Annotated in this window: 23 protein-coding genes; 4 read left to right on the forward strand and 19 right to left on the reverse strand. The window is 72.7% G+C overall.

Annotated elements, in window-relative coordinates:
- The 13 genes from AB4Z14_RS16060 to AB4Z14_RS16120 form a co-directional block, all read right to left on the reverse strand.
- Entirely contained in the window at positions 1–1,392 is a 1,392-nt protein-coding gene (locus AB4Z14_RS16060) for an O-antigen ligase family protein (protein ID WP_442276061.1), read from the reverse strand.
- A complete protein-coding gene (locus tag AB4Z14_RS16065; RefSeq protein ID WP_442276062.1) occupies positions 1,389–2,390 on the reverse strand; it encodes a phosphotransferase family protein in 1,002 nt (333 codons plus the stop codon). Before AB4Z14_RS16065 ends, AB4Z14_RS16060 begins: the two co-directional genes overlap by 4 nt.
- Entirely contained in the window at positions 2,387–2,809 is a 423-nt protein-coding gene (locus tag AB4Z14_RS16070; protein WP_442276063.1) for a hypothetical protein, read from the reverse strand. Before AB4Z14_RS16070 ends, AB4Z14_RS16065 begins: the two co-directional genes overlap by 4 nt.
- Positions 2,806–3,981: a glycosyltransferase gene (locus AB4Z14_RS16075; RefSeq protein WP_442276064.1), complete on the reverse strand. Its 1,176-nt coding sequence runs from the start codon at positions 3,979–3,981 to the stop codon at positions 2,806–2,808. The genes AB4Z14_RS16070 and AB4Z14_RS16075 overlap by 4 nt, the downstream gene beginning before the upstream one ends.
- The gene (locus AB4Z14_RS16080; protein ID WP_442276065.1) at positions 3,978–5,036 is read right to left on the reverse strand and encodes a hypothetical protein; all 1,059 of its coding nucleotides are present in this window, start codon (positions 5,034–5,036) and stop codon (positions 3,978–3,980) included. Before AB4Z14_RS16080 ends, AB4Z14_RS16075 begins: the two co-directional genes overlap by 4 nt.
- On the reverse strand, positions 5,033–6,385 hold the full coding sequence (locus tag AB4Z14_RS16085) for a hypothetical protein (RefSeq protein ID WP_442276066.1): 1,353 nt from the start codon (positions 6,383–6,385) through the stop codon (positions 5,033–5,035). The genes AB4Z14_RS16080 and AB4Z14_RS16085 overlap by 4 nt, the downstream gene beginning before the upstream one ends.
- A gap of 28 nt (positions 6,386–6,413) precedes the next feature.
- A complete protein-coding gene (locus AB4Z14_RS16090; RefSeq protein ID WP_442276067.1) occupies positions 6,414–7,877 on the reverse strand; it encodes an RtcB family protein in 1,464 nt (487 codons plus the stop codon).
- A gap of 34 nt (positions 7,878–7,911) precedes the next feature.
- The gene (locus tag AB4Z14_RS16095; protein WP_442276068.1) at positions 7,912–9,405 is read right to left on the reverse strand and encodes a polysaccharide biosynthesis protein; all 1,494 of its coding nucleotides are present in this window, start codon (positions 9,403–9,405) and stop codon (positions 7,912–7,914) included.
- Positions 9,402–10,589, reverse strand: coding sequence for a DegT/DnrJ/EryC1/StrS family aminotransferase (locus tag AB4Z14_RS16100; RefSeq protein WP_442276069.1), 1,188 nt, complete (start codon positions 10,587–10,589; stop codon positions 9,402–9,404). The genes AB4Z14_RS16095 and AB4Z14_RS16100 overlap by 4 nt, the downstream gene beginning before the upstream one ends.
- A 92-nt stretch (positions 10,590–10,681) precedes the next feature.
- The gene (locus tag AB4Z14_RS16105; protein WP_442276070.1) at positions 10,682–11,389 is read right to left on the reverse strand and encodes a response regulator transcription factor; all 708 of its coding nucleotides are present in this window, start codon (positions 11,387–11,389) and stop codon (positions 10,682–10,684) included.
- Between the two features lie 85 nt (positions 11,390–11,474).
- The gene (locus AB4Z14_RS16110) at positions 11,475–12,125 is read right to left on the reverse strand and encodes a response regulator (protein ID WP_442276071.1); all 651 of its coding nucleotides are present in this window, start codon (positions 12,123–12,125) and stop codon (positions 11,475–11,477) included.
- Positions 12,122–12,802 carry a sensor histidine kinase gene (locus AB4Z14_RS16115; RefSeq protein ID WP_442276072.1) on the reverse strand — a complete coding sequence of 227 codons (681 nt, stop codon included), beginning with the start codon at positions 12,800–12,802 and terminating at the stop codon, positions 12,122–12,124. Before AB4Z14_RS16115 ends, AB4Z14_RS16110 begins: the two co-directional genes overlap by 4 nt.
- A gap of 445 nt (positions 12,803–13,247) precedes the next feature.
- Positions 13,248–14,024 (reverse strand): SDR family NAD(P)-dependent oxidoreductase, encoded by a 777-nt coding sequence (locus AB4Z14_RS16120; protein ID WP_442276073.1) that lies wholly within the window; start codon positions 14,022–14,024, stop codon positions 13,248–13,250.
- A gap of 52 nt (positions 14,025–14,076) precedes the next feature.
- Between AB4Z14_RS16120 and AB4Z14_RS16125 the strand changes: the two genes are divergently transcribed.
- Both AB4Z14_RS16125 and AB4Z14_RS16130 read left to right on the forward strand, forming a co-directional pair.
- Positions 14,077–14,901: an exodeoxyribonuclease III gene (locus tag AB4Z14_RS16125; RefSeq protein ID WP_442276074.1), complete on the forward strand. Its 825-nt coding sequence runs from the start codon at positions 14,077–14,079 to the stop codon at positions 14,899–14,901.
- Positions 14,902–14,952: 51 nt separating this feature from the next.
- Positions 14,953–15,789, forward strand: a complete 837-nt coding sequence (locus tag AB4Z14_RS16130) for an alpha/beta fold hydrolase (RefSeq protein WP_442276075.1) — start codon at positions 14,953–14,955, stop codon at positions 15,787–15,789.
- 31 nt (positions 15,790–15,820) lie between these two features.
- Here AB4Z14_RS16130 and AB4Z14_RS16135 read toward each other — a convergent pair whose 3' ends face one another.
- Both AB4Z14_RS16135 and AB4Z14_RS16140 read right to left on the reverse strand, forming a co-directional pair.
- Positions 15,821–17,572 carry an MFS transporter gene (locus AB4Z14_RS16135; protein WP_442276076.1) on the reverse strand — a complete coding sequence of 584 codons (1,752 nt, stop codon included), beginning with the start codon at positions 17,570–17,572 and terminating at the stop codon, positions 15,821–15,823.
- A gap of 7 nt (positions 17,573–17,579) precedes the next feature.
- Positions 17,580–18,290 (reverse strand): LppX_LprAFG lipoprotein, encoded by a 711-nt coding sequence (locus AB4Z14_RS16140; RefSeq protein WP_442276077.1) that lies wholly within the window; start codon positions 18,288–18,290, stop codon positions 17,580–17,582.
- 120 nt (positions 18,291–18,410) lie between these two features.
- Between AB4Z14_RS16140 and AB4Z14_RS16145 the strand changes: the two genes are divergently transcribed.
- Both AB4Z14_RS16145 and AB4Z14_RS16150 read left to right on the forward strand, forming a co-directional pair.
- Positions 18,411–19,070 (forward strand): hypothetical protein, encoded by a 660-nt coding sequence (locus AB4Z14_RS16145; protein WP_442276078.1) that lies wholly within the window; start codon positions 18,411–18,413, stop codon positions 19,068–19,070.
- Positions 19,067–19,663, forward strand: a complete 597-nt coding sequence (locus AB4Z14_RS16150; RefSeq protein ID WP_442276079.1) for an HAD family hydrolase — start codon at positions 19,067–19,069, stop codon at positions 19,661–19,663. The genes AB4Z14_RS16145 and AB4Z14_RS16150 overlap by 4 nt, the downstream gene beginning before the upstream one ends.
- Positions 19,664–19,673: 10 nt before the next feature.
- On the opposite strand, the gene clpB is transcribed toward AB4Z14_RS16150, so the two are convergent.
- From clpB to AB4Z14_RS16170, 4 genes are all read right to left on the reverse strand, one after another.
- A complete protein-coding gene (clpB, locus tag AB4Z14_RS16155; RefSeq protein ID WP_442276080.1) occupies positions 19,674–22,235 on the reverse strand; it encodes an ATP-dependent chaperone ClpB in 2,562 nt (853 codons plus the stop codon).
- A gap of 98 nt (positions 22,236–22,333) precedes the next feature.
- Positions 22,334–22,765 carry a VOC family protein gene (locus tag AB4Z14_RS16160; RefSeq protein ID WP_442276081.1) on the reverse strand — a complete coding sequence of 144 codons (432 nt, stop codon included), beginning with the start codon at positions 22,763–22,765 and terminating at the stop codon, positions 22,334–22,336.
- 9 nt (positions 22,766–22,774) lie between these two features.
- Complete coding sequence (locus tag AB4Z14_RS16165) at positions 22,775–23,032, reverse strand: hypothetical protein (protein ID WP_442276082.1); 258 nt, start codon at positions 23,030–23,032, stop codon at positions 22,775–22,777.
- A 9-nt stretch (positions 23,033–23,041) separates the two neighbouring features.
- The gene (locus AB4Z14_RS16170; RefSeq protein ID WP_442276083.1) at positions 23,042–23,731 is read right to left on the reverse strand and encodes an ANTAR domain-containing protein; all 690 of its coding nucleotides are present in this window, start codon (positions 23,729–23,731) and stop codon (positions 23,042–23,044) included.
- Positions 23,732–23,797: the final 66 nt, after the last annotated feature.

Consider the following 23,797-nt stretch of genomic DNA (forward strand, 5'->3'; position numbering starts at 1 on the left):
TCATCGCCTCCCTGGAGCGGGGGCGGCCAGGACCTCCCGAGCCGGTCGCCGCGACTCGGCCACGTCCGCGAGGATCAGGTCGAGACCGGCGACGAGGCCCAGGACCGCCCACAGGTGCCGGAAGTGCAGCACCTCGTAGAAGAGGCCCGCCATGAGGAACGCCGCGCCGAGGGCGGCGAGGAAGTGCGGCGACGGGACGAGCACCGTCACCGGCCCCGGGTCGCCGCTGCGTCCCGGGACCCCCTCGGCCATGCCACGTCCGCGGCGTCCCGCGACGCGCGCCAGCCGTGCCGCCACGGACGCGAGCAGGACGACGAGGCCGACGCCTCCGATGAGGCCGAGCTCGACGAGCGTCGCCACGTAGTCGTTGTGCGCCTCCTTGACGTAGGGGGCAGGGATCGACGCCAGGGCCTCCTTCGTCCGCCCGGGGCCGACACCGACGAGAGTCCCGTCCCAGAAGAGCCGGACGCCTTCGGAGAAGAGGACCTGCCGGTCCTGGCTCGACGAGTCCCCCCGACCGAACGAGTCGTGCAGGACCGGACCACCGGCGGCGGCGCTCGCCTGCACCGACCCCCAGTCGACCGAGGTGACGACCGCCCCGGCGGCCGCCGCCAGGACGCACGCGAGCCCGGTCGCGGCGATGGCACCACGCGACCGCCATGACCCGACGACGACCCCGACGCCGAGGCCGACCACCATGCCGAGCATGGCGCCGTTCGATCCGGTGAGGACGGTCGCGACGACGAGGAGGAGGACGGTCGCGGCGCGCGCGAGGCGGCGGCGCGGGTATCGCGAGGCGAGGACGACGAACAGGCAGGCGACGAAGTAGTTGCCGGCGAGGTTGGGGTCGCCGAAGGTCAGGGCGGACCGCGAGCCGTCCCGGGTGGTCTGGCCGGCGAGCCACGGGATCCCGGCGAGGCGACCGGCCACGAGCAGGCCGGCGCTGACGATCCCGCCCCAGCACCACGTGACGCACACGAGTCGGACGAGGGAGTGGTCGGCACGCACGGCGTTGGCGATGGTGGCGGCCCAGAGCAGGAGGAACAGGTCCTGTCCGAGGACCGTGGTCGAGCGCACGTCCCGGCTGGCGAGCGCGGCGACGGCACCGGCCAGGACCAGGAGCCACATGCCGGCGGCGTACGGCACGTGGAGGCGTACGCCGTTGCTCGACAGCCAGAGGAGCACCCCACCCATCGCCAGGAGGATGGGCAGGTCCGCAGGTGAGGCGTTGCCAGGACCGGTGGGCGTGAGGACCGGCATGCACGCGATGGCTGCCGCGATGAGGAGGCGCACGGACCGTGACGCCGGGACCACGGCCCGGCGCCCCGGCAGCGGTGCGGACGCAGCGGCCCGTCCTGTCGTCGTGGGCGCGGCCGCCGCCGTCGTGGTCACGACCCCACCTCCGCGAGGAGGGACGCGTGCGCGCGGGCGAACGGCGGTGAGTCGCTCGTCGTCGCCACCTCGCCGAGACCCACGAGCACGGCGTCCCGCCAGGCCATGGTGCTCGGGTCGCGCCCGAGCGCGGGCGCGATGAAGTCGGCCACTCCGGCGGCATACCACCCCTCGCCCCTCAGCAGATGCCGCACGGGGTCACCCCACGCCCCCGCGCGGAGGCCCGCGTGCCCGTGGACCCGGGCACCGCTCGGGGTGTGCCGGTCGAGGTAGAGCGTGTAGGCGAGGGCGAAACGCACGCGGTCCCACAGCGGGGACGCACCGAAGCGAGCGTGCTCCCAGTCGACGACGCCGGTGACCCGACGACCCGTCCGCAGGAGGTTGCCGCACCAGAAGTCGCCGTGGGTGACGTGACCCGTGTCGAGGTCACCCACCCGCGCCCTGGCGCTCCGGCACACCTGCGCCGCCGCCATCCCGACCTCGTCCGGCCAGCGGCTCTCGAGCGCAGCGGCGCCGTCGGCCTCCGGCTGCGGCGAGACCGTGAGGCCGTGCAGCCGGGAGAGCCACCCGGCTGCCGCGTCGAAGTCGGCCCGCACGTCACGGCGACGACCCGTGTGGTGCCAGCGGTGGTAGTCGACCGAGAACGGCCGACCCGACGAGACCGTCGTGACGAGGAACGTGCCCGCCGCGGTCTCGTGCAGGGCGAGCAGGCGGGGGACCGTCCCGCCGACGAGACCGGGGTCGAGCTGCCCCAGCTGCTCGAGTGCGGCGGCCTCGGCACGGACCGACCGGGCGGCCCCACCGGTCAGGGCCACCTTGACCGCGAGGACCGGCGTCGTCGCACCGGAGGGCGTCGCCATGACGACCGCCTTGGGATGGTCGTCCCGCGACATGGCCACGACCGCGAGCCGGACCGTCCCGTCGCCCAGGTGCCGCCGCAGGACGTCCTCGACGGCCCCGAGGTCGGGGAACGCCGTCTGCCTCGTCGACGTGGTCATGGTCGGTGGACGATGACCATGCGCCCGGCCACGAGCGGACCGACCCACCGGACGAGGTGGCGGTTCCGGCCGAGGCACGTCGTGGCCGTGATGAGCAGGGATCCGCGCGACCTCCCCGGGGGGACGGTCGCGAAGGCGTTCCAGAACCACGTCAGGCTCTCGACCGAGTCCTCGACGACGAAGGCTGCCGTCCTCAGACCCGGCAGCACGACGAGCTCACGGTCGACGACGAGGCCGGCCTCCCGGGCGAGACGTGTCAGGCGCCTGGCGCTGAGCCGACGCCCGTCGAGGAGGACGAGCCGCTTCGCCGACGACACTCCCGCGATCGCCGCCGCCGAGCCCCGTCGGGAGCCGCGGACCTCGACCACCGGCGTGCCACCCGGCACGAGCAGGGCCAGCGCGGCCTCGATGGCGCTCACGAGGCCCTCCCCCACCCGGGCACCGGCGCCAGCAGCGGCCGGCGGACCTCGGGGTCGCCGGTGTAGACCTCCTGCAAGGTCGCGCCCAGGGTGCTCGCGTCGTAGCGGGTGCCGAGCTGGGCCGTGGCCCGCTCCGCCCAGGCCGCGGCCTGTCTCGGATGGGTGAGGGCGTGGTCGAGCGCCTGGGCCAGCTGGTCCGGGTCCTGGGGCGCCACGAGCAGACCGGTCACTCCGGGGACCACGACGTCGGAGACGGCGTTCACCGACGTCGCGACCACGGGTATGCCGCACGCCTGGGCCTCGACGATGGCGCACGGCAAGCCCTCGTAGCGGCTCGACATGGCGAAGACGTCGAACGCCGGCAGCAGCTCGGCCACGTCCGTGCGGTGACCGAGCAGCAGCACGCGACGCTCGAGGCCCGACGCCTGCGCTCGACGGGCCGTGTCCTCCAGGAGGGGACCGCCACCGACCCAGACGAGCACGGCCGGCGTCGCCATCCGGGCCAACGCCTCGAGCATGACCTCCGGCGCCTTCTGGAAGTCCATCCGTCCGACCGTGCCGACGACCGTCGCGTCCGCGGGCAGCCCGAGCAGCGCCCGCGCGCGCGCGCGTGACGCCGGCGACGCGGTGACCGACGCGGGCTCGACCGCCGGACCGATCGTGACGAGCTGCTCGGGGCGGACCACCTTGCGCCGGAGCGCCTCGACCGCGACGCCGGTGCCGATGGCGAGATAGGCGTCCGTGACGTGCGAGAGCTCGCGCTCGGTGCGGATGTAGGCATGCCGCACGGCAGCGGACTGGAAGTCGTGCCAAGGGAATCCGTGCAACGTGTGCACGATGCGGGGCACGCCTGCTCTCGAGGCCGCGACGCGTCCCAGGACGCCCGCCTTGGCGCTGTGGGTGTGCACGACGTCGAAGTCCTCAGCCCTGAGCAGCCGCGAGATCGACCGGAAGGCCCTGGCGTCCTGGGCCGGGTTGATCGGTGAGACGAGCTCCGGCACGACGACCACGTCGACGCCGCTCGAGCGGGCGACGTCGAGGAGAGCGTCACCCGACCCGACGACGAGAGTGCTCGCGTACAGCTCTCGGGGCAGGCTCACCGCCCCGCGCACGGCGACCCCGCCGGCCCCGGCGACGCACCGGGTGATGATGTGCGCCACACGCTGCGTCATGCCCGCGCCCCTGTCATCCCGGGGTTCGTCGCTCGCTCGGCTCGCGCGGTGTGCTCGGCGCGGTCGACGAGCTCGACGAGGGAGGTCCCGGGACGTGCCGGGAGGACGACCTCGACGCAGTGGAGGGACCGGGCGAGGCGCTCCGACTCGCCCACGATCGACGGATGCGCCGGGCCGAGGCCGGTGCCCAGTGCCAGCGTCGCGGCGAAGGCCCAGTACCGGCGCAGCTCACCCGCGGCATACGTGCCGGTGGCGAGGGCTCTCGCGGCGACTGCCGGCGGGACCGGCATCACGGTGGGTCGCGCACCGGAGCCACGTCGGAGCACGAGCAGCAGGGATGGCGTCATGGCGGGCAGCGTGCCGTCCCACGGCTGCTCCACCCGGCCGTGGGGCATCGACCGACGGCCGACCCGGACCGGGCCCGCGTCGACGCGTCGGGGCTCACGCAGCCCGTGGATCATCGCCCCGTCGTAGGTGCAGAGGTTGTCGCTGACCGACGCGCCCTGGTCCGGCCCGAGGCCGGCGACGAGCGTCGACTTGCCCACGCCCCCCGGCCCGGCGAGGAGCACACCCAGGCCTGCGACCTGCGCCGCCGAGACGTGCAGCGGCACGGCTCCCCCGACACCGGCCCACCACAGGGTCGGGTACTGCAGGAGCGCGGCACGCCAGAGCAGCTCGGTGCGCCCGGGAGCCACGAGGCGCAGGGCGCGGTGGGAGGGCCCCGGGCGGGAGCGTGCCGTCACCGAGAGTGCCCTCGACGACGGCTCGACGAGCAGGTCCAGGCCGCTCGCGCAGGCGTCGGTGAGCACGACGCGACGGTCGTCTGCGAAGGCACCGCGGGTGAGCGGCGTCAGGCCGTGCACCTCGAACGGCTCGCGGGAGGACTCCAGCCGCACGACGACATCGGCGTCCCGGCCCGGCTGCGGCACCTCGGCCCGGTGCGGCGCCTCCGCTCGAGGAGGTTCGCCGAGGGCGCGGTCGATGACCTGCGACCAGCCGCGTGGCACCGACCCGACCTCCAGCGTCAGGCCGCAGGACTCGGCGCGCCGGCTCACGGCATCCTCCACATCTTGTGGCTGCTCAGGGCCCCGTGGTCGACGCGACGCGGGTCGGGGACGCCGTCAGCCGGATCCACCGGGATCTCGGGGGTGACGTCGGTGAGGGGGGTGATGGGGGGACGGTGGACCCGGCCACCCTCCGCGAGCGTCTGCCGGTCGATGAGCCACCGGCGCCGGAAGGTGAGCACGCCGACGACGGGCCAGTCCATCACCGCAGCGGTGCGCGCCAGCTCCTCGAGGTGGCGCTGCGACTCGACGGTCGGGCTGAGCACGATCACGACGGGGTCGGCGGGGCGACCGACGTCCTCCGCCGGCCGCGCGACCGTCGCGTCGGGGGCGTGGTCGACGTGCAGGCCGGTGAGCGCCTCGAGCTCGGTGCAGATGCGCGCAGCCCACCGGTCGTGCTTCCGCTCGACCGGGAGCAGCAGCAACGGCCGCCCGGTGAACCGGGCGCCGAGCACGGCTGCTGCACCTCCGAACTCACGCAGGGCGCGGGCACCCCGTGGCCCCCCGAGGTCGAGCGTGGGCAGGTGCCCGAGGAGCGGGGCGCGCAGCTCGGCCGCCACCCACCGACGGCCCCGGACCCGGGGGTGGAGCGCCTCGAGGATCGCCACGAGGCCCAGAGCGAGGATCAGCGCGGCCAGACCCGCCAGAGCCACGAGCTGGCCGACCTTTGGGCCGACCGGATCAGAGGACGCCGTCGCGGGATCGAGCAAGCCGATGCTCGATCGCTCCGACGCCGCCAGGACGAGGTCGGAGCGCTGCCGCAGCAGGTCCGTGAGGCTCGGTGCCTCCGCCGCGATCCGCGCCTGCAGCTCGAGTACCGCGCCCGGGGCAGCCGTCGCCAGCTGGTGGATCAGGCCGTCTCGCTCCTTCGTGAAGCGGCTGATCTGGTGGTCGAGGGCGGTCATCTTCACGGCGTCGCTCTGGTGAGCGGTGTTGGCGTACTTGAGAGCCTGCTGGACGAGCGAGTTCGCGACGATGACCGAACGGTCCGCGTTGCCCGTGGTGACGAGGACGTCGTTGACCGTGGAGACGCCCACTCGGTTCACGACGATCGAGTGGGTGGCGAAGGGAGTCGGGTCGCCCTTGAGCCCAGCTGCGGCCATGGCGTGACGCACCATGTTGGGGGTCGTGATCACACCCTGGAGCCACTGTGTCGCAGCGTCCGCCTGGACATTGGTGCTGGCGAGACCACCGGACATCTGGACCCGCGCCGAGGCCTGGTACTGCAGGTCCTGGTTGGTGGCGTAGACGCCCGCCGCCAATGACGCCACCAGGACCAGCAACCCGATCAGCCACCAGTAACCACCGATCATGCGGCGGAAGGCTTCATCGATGCGCATGTCTTCTCTCTCTCAAGACGTCCGGGAATCAGTGCAGGACGGCGAACGGCCGCATCCGCGCCACCGGGCGGATGATCTGGTGCGAGGACAGGACCGACATCGCCGCGTTGACGCCGGCGTCGTCGAGGTGCGCCGTCTCGCTCGGGGCGGTGTCGTCGTAGCGGAACCGGAGCGTGGAGCGCCCCGCGGGATCGGGCTGGGAGGCCCCGCTCGTCGCGAACTGGTCGATGACGGTGCCCGCCCCGTGGCAGGCGGAGTGGAGGCTCTGGCCGCTGGACGGGCCGGCGACCGCGAGGTACGACGACGTCCGGTGCGTCCCGGGCAGCAGGACCGCCTGACCCGTCTGCGCGAAGGTGGTCCCGGGCACCATGAGGTGCGCCGGGTAGGCGCGGCACGAGTTGTGGCGGTGCACGACGGCACGTTCCCCGGCGACGTCCTCCTCGTAGATCGAGTTGTGGGGCGAGTCGACGACGAGCCTGCCCGGGGCGCCGCCGAAGGCGTCCGCCGCCAGCTGCCGGAGTGCCTGGTAGGTCGCCATGCGGAAGGCGAAGCCGTAGTTCATCGCCGCCGCGTTGGCGAGCATGAGCCGCTTCCCCTCGTCCGAGTCGAGACCGACCGGTGGGCACGCCGAGCTGAAGAAGAGGCGCATCCGCTCGCGGACCTGCTGGGTGGATCGCGCCGTGGCGAGGTGGAACAACGGCTTCTGGACCGCCATCGCCGCCCTCATGACGCGGGCGGTGTCACGCCGGCGGGCGAACAGGTGACCGATCTCGCCCGTCAGCACGCCGCCGCCGGCGTGGTACTGCAGCGTCACCTGGCCCTCGTGGACGCCGAGCTGCCGGGCGGCGACCGGGTCGAGGATCTCCTCGACCACCTGCAGTTCGACGAAGTGGTTCGTCGGACCCACAGTGCCGAAGCGGAGCCGGGCCAGCTGCCACGTGAGCGCGGGGACCTCGGCGACGAGACGCTCGCTGCCGCCCCACGCCGCGAGGTCGATCCGGCCGCTCTCCTCCACCCGCTCGAGCTCGGCGGGGTCGACCCCGTTCCGCTCGACGGCGAAGCCGGCGCCCTCGGTGGCGGCGGCGACCACGTCCCCATACGACAGGTCGCGCCGGTTGGTCGTGGGATAGGGGTAGCGCTCGCGCACCCGGCGGTAGAAGTCGCTGACGGCGGCATCGCTCGGTCGGTCGCAGCCCAGGGCGATGAGCGCCATGCCGCAGTTGACCGACGAGCTCGTGAGCGTCGGTCGGATCGTCCCTGCCGTCGCCACGGCGATGCTCGAGGGCATCTCCATGGCCGACTTGTGGTGGAAGTCGGGAAGCACGACCGGTGGGGCCACGAGGTCCATCCCGAGCGTGGCGGAGTTCAGCGACGCGACGAGGTCTCGGTCCGCCGGGACGCGGTCGCTGTCGAACACGCGTGCCTCGTGATGGCCTGCCGGCCGGTCCGACGTCGGCTCCGCGGCGCGACCGGCGATGACGGTGATCTTCATGGGGCGAACCTGTCCTCGTGGGGTGCGGGCTGCATCAGTAGTCGTCCGGGTACGGGGCGGACGTCTGGAGGGCGAACACGTCGCCGGGTTCGGGGCGGTAGACCGGCAGCACCGCACCGAGGGCGCGGCGCACGTCGTCCGCTGCGTTCCGCCGGGCGGCGTCGTAGAGCGCGAGCATCAGGGCGTCGAAGTGCTCGTGCACCGGGACGGCCTGCGCGCCGAAGATGCGTGGATGACTCGTGGGGAGGCATTCCTCGTCGTCGCTGAACAGCGACTCGTGGAGCTTCTCCCCGGGACGGAGCCCGGTGAACCGGATGTGGACGTCGCGGACGCCGAGCTGCCGTGCGAAGTTGGCCACGAGGTCGACGATCCGGACGGGTGAGCCCATGTCGAGCACGAACGTCTCCGAGCCGGTGGTCAGGTGCGCCGCCTCGAGCACGAGGCCGACCGCCTCCTCGATCGTCATGAAGTACCTCGTGACGTCCGGATGCGTCACGGTCACATCCCGTCCCGCCGCCATCTGGGCCACGAGCACGGGGAGGAGCGAGCCCCGGCTGCCGAGCACGTTGCCGAAGCGCACGGCCGAGACCACGGTGCGGCCTCCCGCGTGCTTCTTGACCACCTGCTCGGCCAGGGCCTTGGTCGCTCCCAGGACGGAGGTCGGGTCAGCGGCCTTGTCGGTGGAGATGGCGACGAAGCGCTCGACTCCCGCCTCGACCGCGGCGACCAGCACGTTCTCGGTGCCCTGGACGTTCGACTTCACGCCCTCGCAGGGATGCTCCTCCAGCATCGGCAGGTGCTTGAGGGCTGCCGCGTGGAAGACGACCTGCGGCTTGTACTGCCCCATGACCTGCCGCATGCGTTCGGCGTCGCGGATGTCGGCCACGACGGTGTCGTGCGACTCGAGGAACGCCTCTCCGCGCAGCTCGAGCTGGAGGCGGTGGAGGTTGGACTCGTCGTGGTCGAGCATGACGAGGCGGTGGGGCACGAAGCCGTTGACCTGACGGCACAGCTCGCTGCCGATCGAGCCACCGGCCCCGGTCACGAGCACCGTTCTGCCCGTGATGATCTCGGCAACCTCCGGTGACGCGACGTGGAGCTCGCAGCGGCCGATCAGGTTGGCGACGTCGAGCGAGCACATGTCCGTGCCCACGACGTCTCGTCGCAGCAGGGCCACGAAGGACGGCAGCCTGCGGACACTCGCCCCGACGCGGGCCGCGGCTGTGGCCAGCCTGGTCACCTCGGCCTCGGGAAGCCCCGGGATCGCGAGGACGACGACGTCGATCCGCTCGGCCGTCGCGACCTGCAGGACGTCGGCCAGCCGGCCGAGCACGGGGAGGTGGCGAACCCGGCGCTTGCTGGGGTCGTCGTCGAGGAAGCCCACGGGACACAGCCCGAAGTCGTCGACTCGCTGCAGGTCCCGCGCGAGAGCCTTGCCTGCTGCCCCGGCTCCGACGATGAGGGTCCGGAGGCTGAGTCCGGGCCCGGCGCTGCCGATCCCGGGCAGACTGACCAGCTGTGACGTCATCGCGTGCCCCCGATCCGCCAGAGCGCCGCACAGACCTCGTCGACGTCGTCATCGCTGAGGTTCTGGTCGAAGGGCAGCGACAGGGTGGTGGCGAAGACGGCGTCGGCGCCGGGAAGGCCGCCGGCAGGCACGACGCAGTGCTCGACGTGCCACGTCAGCCGGTGCAGGGGGATGAAGTGCACCGAGGTCCCGATGCCCAGGTCGTTGAGCCGGTCGATGAGCTCGTCGCGGGCGACCGGGAAGCCTGGGTGGACCCGCACCGCGTAGAGGTGCCAGGCGTGTCGACCCTCGACCGGGCGCGGCGGCAGGCTGACCCAGGGGAGGCTGCTGAGCTGCGCGTCGTAGCGCGCCGCCACCTCGCGACGGCGTGCCTGGTCGGTGTCGAACCGGCGCAGCTGCGCACGGCCGATCGCTGCCTGGACGTCCGTGAGGTTCGCCTTGAGGCCGTCGTCGGCCACGTCGTAGCGCCAGCTCGCCCCGGGCGAGTAGCGGCGCCAGGCGTCGCGGGACATCCCGTGCAACCGGGTGCGGGCCATGACCTCGGCGAAGTCCTCGTCGAGGGTCGTCACCATGCCGCCCTCCCCTATCGCCAGGTTCTTCGTGGCGTAGAAGCTGAAGCAGGTCGCGCGGGAGATCGACCCGACCGGTCGCGTCCCGACCCACGTGCCGAGCGCGTGCGCGGCGTCCTCGATGACGTGGTCGAGTCCGATCCCGGCTGCCGCGGCGGCGGCCTCCACGTCGACCGGGTTGCCGCCGAGGTGCATGACGACCATGGCCGACACACCACCGACGTCGCGCACGGCAGCGCGAATGTGCTCCTCGGTCGGGACGGCCGTCCAGGGGTCGACGTCGGCGAGGACCGGCACGAGGCCGGCATGAGTGATGGCTCCGGCCGCGCCGCAGAACGTGTTCGTCGACATCAGCACGCGCGACCCACGGGCCAGACACAGGCCCCGCAGAGCGAGCTCCAGTCCCGCCGTGCAGGAGCTGACCGCGACGCCCCGGGCGGCACCGACGTGGTCGGCGAACTCTCGCTCGAAGTCGGCGACCTGCTGCCCTGTCGTCACCCACCCCGACTCGAGGACCTGGGCGACGGCGGAGCGGGCATCGGGACCGATCACCGTGCGCGCGAAGGGAATCGAGCGAGCCGCGGCCACTCGTGGTGCGGATGTGTGGACCGTCATGGCTACCCCTGGACGTGAAGAGACTGCGAACGTGGGCGCGGGTGGTGCCCGCTCCCTCGACGGTAGGAACAGGGCGGCAGCCCCACACCCGCTCAGCGCCCGAGTCCACCTACGCCATTCGCGGTAGACGCTCCCTCGGCACTCCGGCCGAGGAGGCCGCCGCGGCGGGCCTCCGCCACGGCCGCGAGCGTCGAGTGGACCTGGAGCCGCCGCAGGATGGCTCCCACGTGCGTGCGGACGGTGTTGGGCGACATGTCGAGCAGCCGTCCCGTCTCGTCCCGCGAGCACCCGTCCATGAGGCAGCGCAGGACGTCCTGCTGACGCGGAGTCAGGCGCAGGGGAAGGCGCTTCGACGCGTCCGACGTCGTCGGGGCGCTCTGTGGGGCCAGCACGGCGGTCATCCGGGACACCGGCATGAACACCTCGTGCGCCCCGACCTCGCGAACGGCGGCCACGAGTCGGTCGAGCGACTCGTCGCTGCACACCCATCCACGGATGCCGGACTCGAGGGCATCACGCACGAGGTCGGACGCGCCCGCCTCGGTCAGGAGCACGATGCCCAGGTCGTGATCGCGTGCGAGTGCAGTGCGCACGAGGTCGGACGACAGCTCCTGGCGCGTGACCGCGTGCAGGACGAGCACGTCCACCCGGCCCGAGCCGAGGAGCTGGGGCAGACCCGCCGACGTGCTCGTGCGGCCCACCACCCGCATGCCGGGTCGCGTCTCGAGGGCCTCCGCCAACGCCTCCAGAACCAGCTGCTGTCGGGCGAAGACCGCAACCCGAACAGGTTGGGGCGCCATCGACACAGCATCGTTCGGGACGGCGCCTCCCGCACCCGCCGTCTGGACGACCTCCGGCTACGTCACATGGCCGACCGTGTCGTCCTCAGGCGCGCAGTCGCGCCGGCCAGATCGCCGCACTCCCGTGGTCGGCGAGCAGCGCTGCCGCCTCGAGCCGGGAGTGGACACCGAGCTTGGTGAGCAGGTTCTGCACGTGCGTGCGCGCCGTGCTGTTCTGTACGCCGAGCCGTTGAGCGATCTGCTGCGTCGCCAGTCCCCTCGTGATGCACCACAGCACGTCCCACTCCCGGTCGGTCAGGAAGCGGAGGGCCCAGAGCGGGTCGTGGGCGGACGGAGGCAGGAAGGCACGCTGCAGCAGCGTCGCCTCCACGGCGACCTGCCCCTCGACGGCCCGGTCGAGCATGAGGCAGATCGCATCGAGGGACATCGCCTTGCAGAGGAAGCCGGCGGCACCGACGGAGAGGGCCCCGACGACCGCCTGGGGGTCGGCCGTCGCCGAGAGGACGACGACCTTGGTGCCCGGATGGCGTGCCGTCAGGGCGCGCACCGCCTCGAGGCTCGTCCCGTCCGGGAAGTGCAGGTCGATGAGGCACACGTCAGGAGCGTGCTCGGCGACCGCGGCGACGGCGGCGTCGGGGGCCAGGGTCAGCGCCACGACGTCGTGGCCACGGGCCTCGAGGGAGGCGCCGAGAGCCTCGAGCAGGAGGCGATGGTCGTCGCAGACCACGATCCTCATCGCGCCTCGGCCCACGGCAGGAGTGGCAGCTCGACCGTCGCGACAGCGCCCCCGTGGACACCGTTCTCGAGCCGGAGCCGTCCACGACACTCCTCGAGGACCGCTGCCACCGTCACGAGACCGATGGAGTGCTGGGGCACGAGACGCCCCAGCCCCGGCCCGTCGTCGACGACCCTCAGCACGGCCCACGGTGCGTCCGTACGGACGACGACCGCCACGTGCCCGTCCGTTCCTGCGGCCCGAGCAGCGTTGTCCAGCAAGCAGATCAAGGCACGGACGAGCGAGACGCGCGACGCGAGCACGGGCACGGGCTCCTCCGCTTCGATCGTGACGGTGGACGACGTGACGAGGGCACAGCACGACACCGCGTACGTCGCGACGTCCCTCAGGTCGAGCAGTCCCGGGTCGTCTTCGGGCGCGTCCCCCAGGACGGATCCCACGAGCTCGGTGAGCCAGGCGACCTCGTGCTGGATGCGGCTCAGGCGCTCCTTGCTGTCGAGGACCTGCGGGTCGGCGAGGAGGCTGATCGTGGCCAAGGGCTGGATGAGGTCGTGGCACAGCGCGCGCATCGCGTCATCGCCACCCGGACGCCGTGGCGCCTGGTGCCCACCCTCGATGCGTACGTCGCGACGACGCTGCGCGCCACGACGGATGTAGTCCGACTTTCGGTTCGACATGTGGTCCCCCCGGACTTGTCTTGTGTACTCAGGCCGAGAACCCCGCTCGGCCCGGGTCAGGCGGTGACACGGCAGAGCACCGTCGCGTCCGGCGACGGATCATCACCCATCCCAACGGGTGACGTGACGGGATCTGACCGACGCGGCGGCAGCCGCCGGGCACCCCAGCACCCGACGCACATCCGACCCCCCAGGTCGGAAGGCTGCCGTCTCACTGTCATCACTCAGGTCCAGAACTGTAGGAGCTGAGGCCCACCCCCGACCCTCCGGCGGTCGTGGACCTAGTGGTGAGGAGTCGGCGACCTCCTGCCGTTTCACGGTAACACCGGGTTAGGGCGACTGAGCGGGATAGAGCGAGGATCGCCGAGTTCCCTTGTACGAACTGGACATCCGAGACAACTCTCCCTTGGCGGGGCGCTGAACACCGACGCCGGGGCGCCTCGACTCAGCGGCGGACGAGGCGCGCCCGGCGGCGCACGACCGATCGTGGCACCACACGGAGCAGCCCGACGATCGTCTTGTACTGCAGGCCCGGGACCGAGACGACCCGGCCCTTGTCGACGTCGTCGAGGCAGTCGGAGACGAGGCGCGACGGGTCGAGCCACATGAAGTCGGGGCCCGGCTTGCTGATCCCCGCGCGCTGCTGGAACTCGGTGTTGGTGAAGCCGGGGCACAGGGCCGTCACCGTGACCCCCGACCCGGCGAGCTCGCTCGCGAGGCCCTCGCTGAAGGTCGTGACCCACGCCTTGGCGGCGGAGTAGGACCCGGAGGCGATGAAGCCGGCCACCGACGAGACGTTGACGATGCGGCCCCGGCCGCGCTCGCGCATCGCGACACCGGCCGCGTGCGAGAGGACGAGCACCGCCCGCGTCAGCACGTCGAAGGCGGCCTCCTCGACGGCGACGTCGTTGCGCAGGAAGCTGCGGCGCTGACCGTAGCCGGCATTGTTCACGAGCACGTCGACGGGACGCTCGGGGTCGGCGACGCGGTCGGCGACCGTCTGCAGGGCCGACCGGTCCGAGAGGTCGGCGACGAGCACCTCGGCCGTGACGGCATACCTGCTCGTCAGCTCGGCGGCGACGGCGTCGAGGCGCTCACGGTCGCGCGCGACGAGGACCAGGTCGTGCTGGCGGGCGGCGAGCTGCCGCGCGAACTCGTGTCCGATGCCGGCGCTCGCGCCGGTGACGAGGGCCGTGGGTCGCGTCGTGCGCGGTGCAGTCATGTGACTCACCCTAGGGATCGGCCGTCGGCGCGGCGGTCTAGGGTGGCCGACTGTGCGCATCGCCACCTGGAACGTCAACTCCATCCGATCCCGCGTCGACCGCGTCGCCGCCTGGCTCGAGCGCAGCGAGGTCGACGTGCTCGCGATCCAGGAGACCAAGGCGCGCGCCGACCAGTTCCCGCTCGAGCGGTTCGAGGCTCTCGGCTACGAGGTCGCCCACCACGGGCTGAGCCAGTGGAACGGCGTCGCCGTCGTCTCGCGCGTCGGTCTCGAGGACGTGCAGGTCGGGTTCGACGGGATGCCGGGCTGGGGCGAGCCGGTCGCGCCCGAGGCGCGCGCCATCAGCGCGCTGTGCGACAGCGTACGCGTGTGGTCCCTCTACGTCCCGAACGGCCGCTCGCTCGACGACCCGCACCTCGCGTACAAGCTGGGCTGGCTCGAGGCGCTGGCGGCCGCCGGTCGCGGATGGCTGGCCGACGACCCCGGGGCGCAGATCGCCCTGCTCGGCGACTGGAACATCGCGCCGACCGACGCCGACGTGTGGAGCGTCCCGTACTACGAGGACAAGACCCACACCTCGCCCGGTGAGCGCGCCGCCTTCCAGGGCGTCGTCGACGCCGGCTTCAGCGACGTCGTGCGGCCGCACACGAGCGAGCCCGGCACCTTCACCTACTGGGACTACACGCAGCTGCGCTTCCAGAAGCGGCAGGGCATGCGCATCGACTTCGCGCTGTGCTCCCCCGCCCTCGCCGACCGCGTCGTCGGGGCCGCCATCGACCGCGAGGAGCGCAAGGGCAAGGGTGCCTCCGACCACGCGCCCGTCGTCTTCCAGGTCGCCGACGCCGAGCCCGTCGGGACGACGGGGTCCGAGGCGTGAGGCGCCACGACCGCCGCGGCATCGTCAACGCCCGACGGCGCCAGCCTGTCGGTGCACACCCACGTCGACCCGGAGCTGCCGGCGGACGCGCCGACCCTCGTGCTCGCACACGGCTGGGCCGTCGACCACGAGAGCTGGATGCCGGTCGTCGAGCAGCTCGCCGACGAGCCGATCCGGGTCGTGCTGTGGGACCAGCGGGGGCACGGACGCTCGACGCTCGGGCTGCGTCGGGCCGAGATCGCGTCGACGTCGGTCGGGCACACGGGACGCGACCTCGACGTCGTGCTGCGCAGTGTCGTGCCGCCCGCCTCCCCGGTGCTGCTCGCCGGACACTCGATGGGCGGCATGACCGTCATGGCGCTCGCCGAGCAGCGGCCCGACCTCTTCGGCACACGGGTACGGGCGGCACTCCTCGTCGCGACCGCGGCCTCCCACGTCGCCCTCGGCGAACGCACCGGTGAGGCGGCCGTCATGCGGCTGGCCGCCCGCGGCCTGCCGCTTCCCCCCGGCGGCAACGCCAGGATCCGCGCCCTCGTGCGCGGCCTCTTCGGCGAGGACGCCGACCCGGCGGACGTGGAGACCGCCTGCGAGCAGGTGGCCGCCACGAAGCTGACGACGTTCGCCGCCTTCTACGGCGCGCTGCTCACCGTCGACCAGCGGGCCGGCTTCCCCGCCCTCGAACGCGTGCGTGTCGCCATCGTCGCCGGTCGCCTGGACCCGCTCATGCCGGTGACGCGGGCTCGCGCGCTGCGCGTCGCCCTGCCGCACGCGACGTTCGTCGACATCCCCCGTGCCGGCCACATGCTGCCGTGGGAGGCGACCGACGTCGTCGCCGACGAGGTACGCGGCCTGCTCGCCGAGCTGCGCGCCCGGCCCGCCACCGTCTGAGTCCCGGGCAGGACGCCCGAGCGGCGTCGCCTCAGAGGGCGACGAAGCGGGGTGCGTCGGCGTCTGCAGGCTCGGCGGCGCTCGTCCGGCGGCCCACCCCGAGGGTGAACGCCACGCCCGCCCCGAGCAGGGCGGCGATCGCGCCTCCGAGGAAGACCGTCTGCACCTGCACGACGCCGGCCCCGATGAGCGCGTCCGTGTCGAGCTGGTCGGGCAGCCGGCGCACCGCGTCGAAGTAGCGGTTGAGCCCGATCGACGTGAGCAGCGCGAGCCCGACGACCATGCCGACCATCCGGGCCACGACGACGAGCGAGCTCGCGACCCCGTGCGCGTCGGCCGGTGAGTCGGCGAGCGCCGCGTTGTTGACCGGTGCGAGCGCGAGGCCCATGCCCAGGCCGACGACGACGAGGACGACGGTCGCCGGGACGGTGTCGCCGACCGACGGGAGCGTCCAGCGCGACATGACGACGAGGCCGACCCCGGCGAGGAGCAGGCCGGCGCCGGCGACGGCACCGTCCCCGAGGCGGCGCAGCGACCAGCCGCCGACGAGGGCCCCGACGGGCACGGCGAGGAGGAAACGGACGAGGACGAGCGCCGCACCGGTCTCGTCGTAGGTGTCGGTGAGCCGCGCGAGGAGCGGCACGTCGACGACGACCGAGACGAGGGCCGCCCCGACGAGGAGGCTGACGACGAGCGAGCGGCCGCCACGCGCCCCGACGACGCCACGAGGGATGAGCGGGTCGGCCGCGTGACGGTGCCACCACACGAGGGCGACGAGGGCGACGGCGCCGACGGGCAGCAGGCTGTAACCGAGCGGGCCGACGACCTCCTTCTCCGGGTCGGAGGACGCGAAGGTCAGCACCAGGCTGCCGAGCGCGACGGCCACGAGCAGCGCGCCCACGAGGTCGGCCCGCCGCAGGACGGCCCACCACCGGGGGGCCGTCAGCACCGCGACGACGACGAGCAGCGCGAGACCGACGACACCGACCGGGGTCAGCACGCGCGAGCTGCCGGCGAAGGGCACGAAGGGCGCGCCGAGGGTCACGTCGGTGACGAGCGTCTCAGGAGCAGCGAGCGCGAGCCCGGTCACGGCGAGACCGACGACGAGCAGCACGGCCGTGATCGCCGACAGGACGCGGCGGCTACCGGTGGACCTGGGGCGCGGCACGTCAGCCGACCCCTGGGTGCCCGCGCGGGGACCGAGGAGGTGGATGACGGCATACAGCACGAGGGCGGCAGCGACGTTGAGCCAGAAGATCGCCCGCCATCCGGACCACGCCAGCACGACCGCGCCGAGGACCGGTCCGAGCACCGAGCCGAGCTCCTGCACGGCGCCGACGACCCCGAGCGGCGTCCCACGACGGTGCGGCGGCCAGAGGTCCGCGACGAGGGCGAGGGTGGCCGGCACGAGACCGCCGCCACCGATGCCCTGGAGCACCCGACCGGTCACGAGCACCGGCATCTCGACGGCGAGCGCCGTGACGGCCGAGCCGGCGACGAAGACGAGGAGGCACCCGAGCAGGATGCGACGACGGTCGAGCAGGTCGGAGAGCCGGCCGATGAGGGGCAGCACCGCGATGTAGCCGAGGAGGAAGCCGGAGATGATCGGTGTCGCCCGTTGGAGGGCGTCGATGCCGATGCCGACGCCGGCCATCATGTCGGTGAGCGCGAGGACGACGACGTACGTGTCGGCGGCGGCCAGCGCGACCGCAGCGGACGCGGCCGAGAGCAGCGCGAGCCGATGGGTGCCGGGAGCGGCCCCGGACGGGTGTGGTGTCGTCACCGGCGCGTCAGGGCTTGGTGATGGTGACGGGCTGGCCGTACTGGTCGAGCGTCAGGGTGTAGGTCGACGTCGTGCCGGCGCCGAAGAACGGACCCGTGATGACGACCTGGCGCAGCTCCTGCGAGTCCGTGAGGCCGTAGGTCACCTGGAACGTGCCGTTGGGGTCGCCGATGAGGAAGAGGTCGGTGACGGCCTTGCCGGGCACGGTGCCCTTGATCGTCGTCAGCACCTCGGAGCCCTGGCGCACCTTCTCGCCCGCGACCGGGGAGGTCGTCGCGGTGAGGAGCGTCGTCAGCCCCTTGTCGGGTGAGAAGAGGACGGCCGGGTCGGGAAGGCCGAAGGTCTTGGGGTCGATCTTGTTGGTGCCCGGGACGAGCGGCAGCTTGGCGTAGACGTCGCCGTCGAGCGAGGTGATCTCGGCATCGGCCTGGATGCCCTTGAGCGTCACCTTGAAGGTGCCCTTGAAGGCCGGTGGGTGCTTGCCCCAGCCGTCGGCCGACACGACACCGCTCGCACCCTGCGGGACGTTGCTGCTCGCGAGCTTGAGGTGCACGGACGGTGCGGCGTCGACCTTCGCCTTGGCGGCCGAGAGCTCCTGGGCCGGCGAGAGCTGCGACGCGCTGGGCGTCGACCCGTCCGGGCTGCTCGAGCAGGAGGCCACCCCGACGACGCAGAGCGCCGAGAGGGCAGCGGCGGCGAGCGTTCCCGTGATGCGCATGGGGGTCAGGCTAACCGAGGGCGCCCCTCCCCTCGGTCCGCCACGGCAATGTGGGTATGGCTAGGGTCGGGGACGATCACGGCGGGACAACCCTGCCACCAGACGAAGGAGCACGAACCCATGGCCCTGCTCGGAGTGATCCTGCTGCTCGTCGGCGCCGGAGTCGGCGTCGTCTCCTACCTGGCGACCCACGCCGCTGCCGGGACGGTCGCCGTCACGGCCTTCGGCTTCACGCGCAACGCGACGCCGCTCGAGCTCGTCGTCTACGGCGCCGCCGCGGTCCTGCTCTTCGCGCTCGGCTGGGCCATGGTCTCGGCCGCCGCCCGTCGCCGTGCCCGCCTGCGCCGCGAGGACAAGGAGGCGACCCGCGTCACCGAGCTCGAGGAGAACGCCGAGGCCGCGCGCCTCGACCACGAGCGCCGCTTCCAGGAGGCCGGCCTGCGGGACGAGGACCTGCGCCGCCGCGAGAGCGAGCTGTCGGCCCGGCACGAGGGCCTCGACACCCGTGAGGCCGAGCTGTCGCGCCGCGAGGCGGAGTGGCGCGAGCGCGAGGGCCCGTCGGTCGCCGACGTCGTGACCGGCCGCGCCGACGGGAGCGTCAACGAGGGCACCGCGTCGTGGGCGGACGAGCCGCGTTCGACCGGCAGCGTCGAGCGCCCCGCCGAGACGCGGGGCAGCCGTCGCGCCGACCGCACCGACGCGCTCGACCCGGCTGACACGGCTGACACGGCTGACACCAGCTCCTCCGACGAGCGCGAGCAGCGCGACTCGACGGTGTGAGGGACCACACCGCCTACGTCTTCGACCTTGACGGCGTAGTCCGGGACTTCGCCCCGGGCGACGCCGACCCCGCGATCGAGGCAGCGCTCGGGCTGCCCGCGGGGCACGTCTCGGCGACGGCGTTCCGCAGCGAGCTGCTCCTGCCGACCATCACAGGTCGGCGCACCTTCGACGAGTGGTATGCCGCCATCTGCGCCGCCCTCGAGGAGGTCGTCCCCGAGCCGGCGCGGGTGCGCGAGCACATGGCGCAGTGGCACGCGAACCGCGGCACGGTCATCGACGAGACCGTCGAGCGCCTCGAGCAGCTGCGTGCGGGCGGCCACCGCACGTACGTCTTCACCAACGGCACCGACCAGGTGCCGCAGGAGATGGAGCTGCTCGGGATCACCCGGCTCTTCGACGGCCTGCTCAACACCGCCGACTTCGGCGTGGCCAAGCCCGACCCGATGGCGTATGCCGCCGCCCACCGCGCCATCGAGGCCGACCTCGGGCGCGTGGTGGCCCGAGCCGAGGTCTGGTTCACCGACGACCGCGAGGACAACGTCGCGGCCGCCCGTGAGTTCGGTTGGGACGCAGAGCTCTTCACGCGCTGAGTGCCGTGTGTCAGACCAGGTCGAGCGCCTCGCCGTCGGCGTCGACACCCACGGTGACCGTCGACCCGTCGCGCACGTCGCCCGAGAGCAGGCCCCGGGCCAGTCGGTCGCCGATCTCCCGCTGCACGAGCCGGCGCAGCGGCCGGGCGCCGTAGGCCGGGTCGTAGCCGCGGGCCGCCAGCCACTGGCGTGCGTCGTCGGTGACCTCGAGGGTGATGCGCCGGTCGGAGAGCCGCTCGGCGAACGCCCGCACCTGCAGGTCGACGATGTGGGCGAGGTCGTCGCGGCTCAGGGCGTCGAAGACGACGACCTCGTCGAGGCGGTTGAGGAACTCGGGCTTGAACGACGAGCGCACCACACCCATGACCGACTCCCGGCGCGCGTCGGGGCTCAGCGTCGGGTCGGTGAGGAACTGCGAGCCGAGGTTGGAGGTCAGCACGAGGATGACGTTGCGGAAGTCGACGGTGCGGCCCTGGCCGTCGGTGAGGCGCCCGTCGTCGAGGACCTGGAGCAGGATGTCGAACGTCTCGGGGTGGGCCTTCTCGACCTCGTCGAGGAGGATCACGGAGTAGGGACGACGGCGGACGGCCTCGGTGAGCTGGCCACCCTCTTCGTAGCCGACGTAGCCGGGGGGCGCCCCGATGAGGCGCGCGACGGAGTGCCGTTCGGAGTACTCCGACATGTCGATGCGGACCATGGCCCGCTCGTCGTCGAAGAGGAAGTCGGCAAGGCTCTTGGCCAGCTCGGTCTTGCCGACACCGGTGGGTCCGAGGAAGAGGAAGCTGCCCGTCGGCCGGTCGGGGTCGGAGACCCCGGCGCGCGTGCGGCGCACCGCGTCGGAGACCGCACGCACCGCCTCGGCCTGGCCGATGAGCCGGGCGCCGATGTGCTGCTCCATGTGCAGCAGCTTCTCGGACTCGCCCTCCATGAGCCGGCCGGCGGGGATGCCGGTCCAGGCGGAGATGACGTCGGCGATGTCGTCGGCGCCGACCTCCTCCTTGACCATCGGCTCCTCGTCGCCGGTCGTGGCCGCGGCCTCGCGCTCCTGGGCGGTCGCGAGCTCCTTCTCGAGGGTCGGGATGTCGCCGTAGAGGATCTTGGAGGCGGCGCCGAGGTCGCCCTCGCGCTGGAGCCGGTCGGCCTGGGTGCGCAGGTCGTCGACGCGGGCCTTGAGGTCACCGACGGCGTTGAGACCGGACTTCTCGGCCTCCCACCGGGCATTGAGGGCGGCGAGCTCCTCGGAGCGGTCGGCGAGGTCCTTGCGCAGACGCTCGAGGCGGTCCTTGCTCGCCGCGTCGCTCTCCTGCTCGAGGGCGAACTCCTCCATCTTGAGCCGGTCGACGGCACGCCGGAGCTCGTCGATCTCGACGGGGCTCGAGTCGATCTCCATGCGCAACCGGGAGGCGGCCTCGTCGATGAGGTCGATGGCCTTGTCAGGCAGCTGGCGACCGCTGATGTAGCGGTCGGACAGGCTGGCCGCGGCGACGAGCGCCGAGTCGGCGATCGTCACCTTGTGGTGGCCCTCGTAGCGCTCCTTGAGCCCACGGAGGATGGCGATGGTGTCCTCGACGGAGGGCTCGCCGACGAAGACCTGCTGGAAGCGGCGCTCGAGGGCGGCGTCCTTCTCGATGTGCTTGCGGTACTCGTCGAGGGTCGTCGCGCCGACGAGACGCAGCTCGCCGCGGGCGAGCATCGGCTTGAGCATGTTGCCGGCGTCCATCGCGCCCTCGCCTCCGGCGCCCGCGCCGACGACGGTGTGGATCTCGTCGATGAAGGTGACGATCTGGCCGTCACTGCCCTTGATCTCCTCGAGGACGGCCTTGAGCCGCTCCTCGAACTCGCCGCGGTACTTCGCCCCGGCGATCATCGAGCCGAGGTCGAGGCTGTAGAGAGTCTTGTCGCGCAGGCTCTCGGGCACGTCGCCCTCGACGATGCGCTGGGCGAGGCCCTCGACGACGGCGGTCTTGCCGACGCCCGGCTCGCCGATGAGGACGGGGTTGTTCTTCGTCCGGCGCGAGAGGACCTGGACGACGCGGCGGATCTCGGCGTCCCGGCCGATGACGGGGTCGAGCTTGCCCTCTCGCGCGCGGGCGGTGAGGTCGGTGCCGTACTTCGACAGCGCCTCGAAGGTGCCCTCGGGGTTGTCGGACGTCACGGGACGCCCCCCGCGCAGCTCGGGGACGGCCGCCTCGATGGCGTCGGCGTCGAGGCCGAACTGCCCCGTGCGCGCGAGCGCGAGCAGCAGGTGGTCGGTGGAGACGTAGGAGTCGCCCATCGCCGTCATGTACTGCTGGGCCTGCTGGACGACGCGTCCCGCCGTGGCCGAGAGCTGCGGCTGCTGGGCGCCGCCGGTGACCTGCGGCATCGCGGCCATGGCCCGCTCGGCGACGGCGGTCGCGGCAGCGACGCTCGAGCCACCAGCGGTGAGCAGGGCCGGGGTGGTCGTGCCGCTCTGGGCTGCCAACGCCAGCAACAGGTGTGCCGGCTCGATGTTCGGGTGGTGCTTGCCCGTCGCGGTCGTCGCGGCCTGGGCGAAGGCCTCCTGAGCCTTGTTGGTCAGCTGTAGGTCCATACGTACTCCTGGTGAGGGGATCGGTTCACTGGGGTCAACTGGCGCTGACTTGAGTCTATTCCACTCAACTTCGTGCCTGACCTGACGGTGGCCGGCCTTCAGGTCAGGCAGAACTCGTTGCCCTCGGGGTCCTGCATGACGAGGTAGTGGTCCACCTCCGTGAGCGTCTCGCGCACCACCGTGGCGCCGAGGGCGACGAGTCGGTCGGCCTCTGACTGCAGCTGCTCGCCCTTGCCCTCGGCAGGACCCGGCACCCCGCTGACCCGGACGTCGAGGTGCAGGCGGTTCTTCGCCGTCTTGCCCTCCGGCACCTTCTGGAGGAAGACCCGCGGCCCGGCCCCGTCAGGGTCCACGACGGCATACGCGTCGTTGTGGCGCTCGGGCGGCAGCCCCCAGGCGGTGAGCGCTTCGGTCCACGTCGCGAAGCCGGGCGGCGGCGCGTCCTCGACGTAGCCGAGCACCTCGGCCCAGAAGCCGCCGAGGGCGCGGGGGTCGCTGCTGTCGATGGTCACCTGGAACGCGCGGGACATCGCCACTCCTCAGTCGTGCGGATCGGGGTCGTACCAGCCGTCGTGGGCGGCGGCCAGCGCCTGGAAGCGGACGGCATACGCCGGGTCGGCCGGGGTGCGGACGTAGACGGCCCACTCGTGGGCCTCGGAGTCGTCCTCGCCCGCGAGCGCCTCACGCACGACGCGGACGTCGGCCAGCCCCTCGGCCTCGAGCTCCTCGGCGAGATCCTCGGCGCCGTCACGCTCCGGCAGCACGATGAGGTGCTGGGTCTCGTCCGTCGGGCTCACACGTCCAGCCTAGGACCGACCGACGACCTCGTCCGGCTCGGCGCCGGTCTCGATGACGCGCTGGGCGACCTCGCGCAGCTTGACGTTGTGGTCCTGGGAGGCGCGGCGGAGCACGTCGAAGGCCTCCTCCGACACGATCCGGTGTCGCTCGATGAGGATGCCCATGGCCTGGCCCACGAGCCGGTGGCTCTCGACGGCGCGCTCGAGGTTGGCCTCGTTCTGCCGGAAACGGTCGACCGTGACGATCCGGTCCACCGCCTGCGCCAACGAGTGCAGGAGCAGCTCCGCGACGGTCCGCTCGACCCCCTCGGCAGACGGCGTCCGGCCGACGCCGGCCCACACCCGGCACGTGGCGTGGATCCCCGACGACTCCATGAGGATGCCGCGGGTCCCGGCGTCAGCCGGGTCCATCGTCGCCCCGTCGAGGTCGACGGGTCCGGCGAGCACCTCGCGGACGGCCGGGGGCAGCGCGGACGGCGGCACGACACCGGAGGCGCCGGCGAGCAGGTCGTGCTGGGTCGCGGTCACCCGGATCACGGCCTCGCCGACGAGCGCCTCACCGATGGCGGACGCGGCGAGGGAGAGCGCCTCCTCGAGGTCCTCGGAGCGGACCATCAGCCGCGCTGCGGCGGTGATCCGCGCCGCGGCGTCGAGCCCGCGGTCGTCGTTCGCTGCGGTCGCCGGACGCAGGTCGGTCACCGGGCCTCCAGGGTATGCGTGGGAAGGCCCGCGAACTTGGAGGCAGGACAGTGTTGCATCTCGTGA

Origin of the sequence: Terrabacter sp. 2TAF16, from assembly GCF_052115065.1 — a bacterium.
GTDB lineage: Bacteria > Actinomycetota > Actinomycetes > Actinomycetales > Dermatophilaceae > Terrabacter.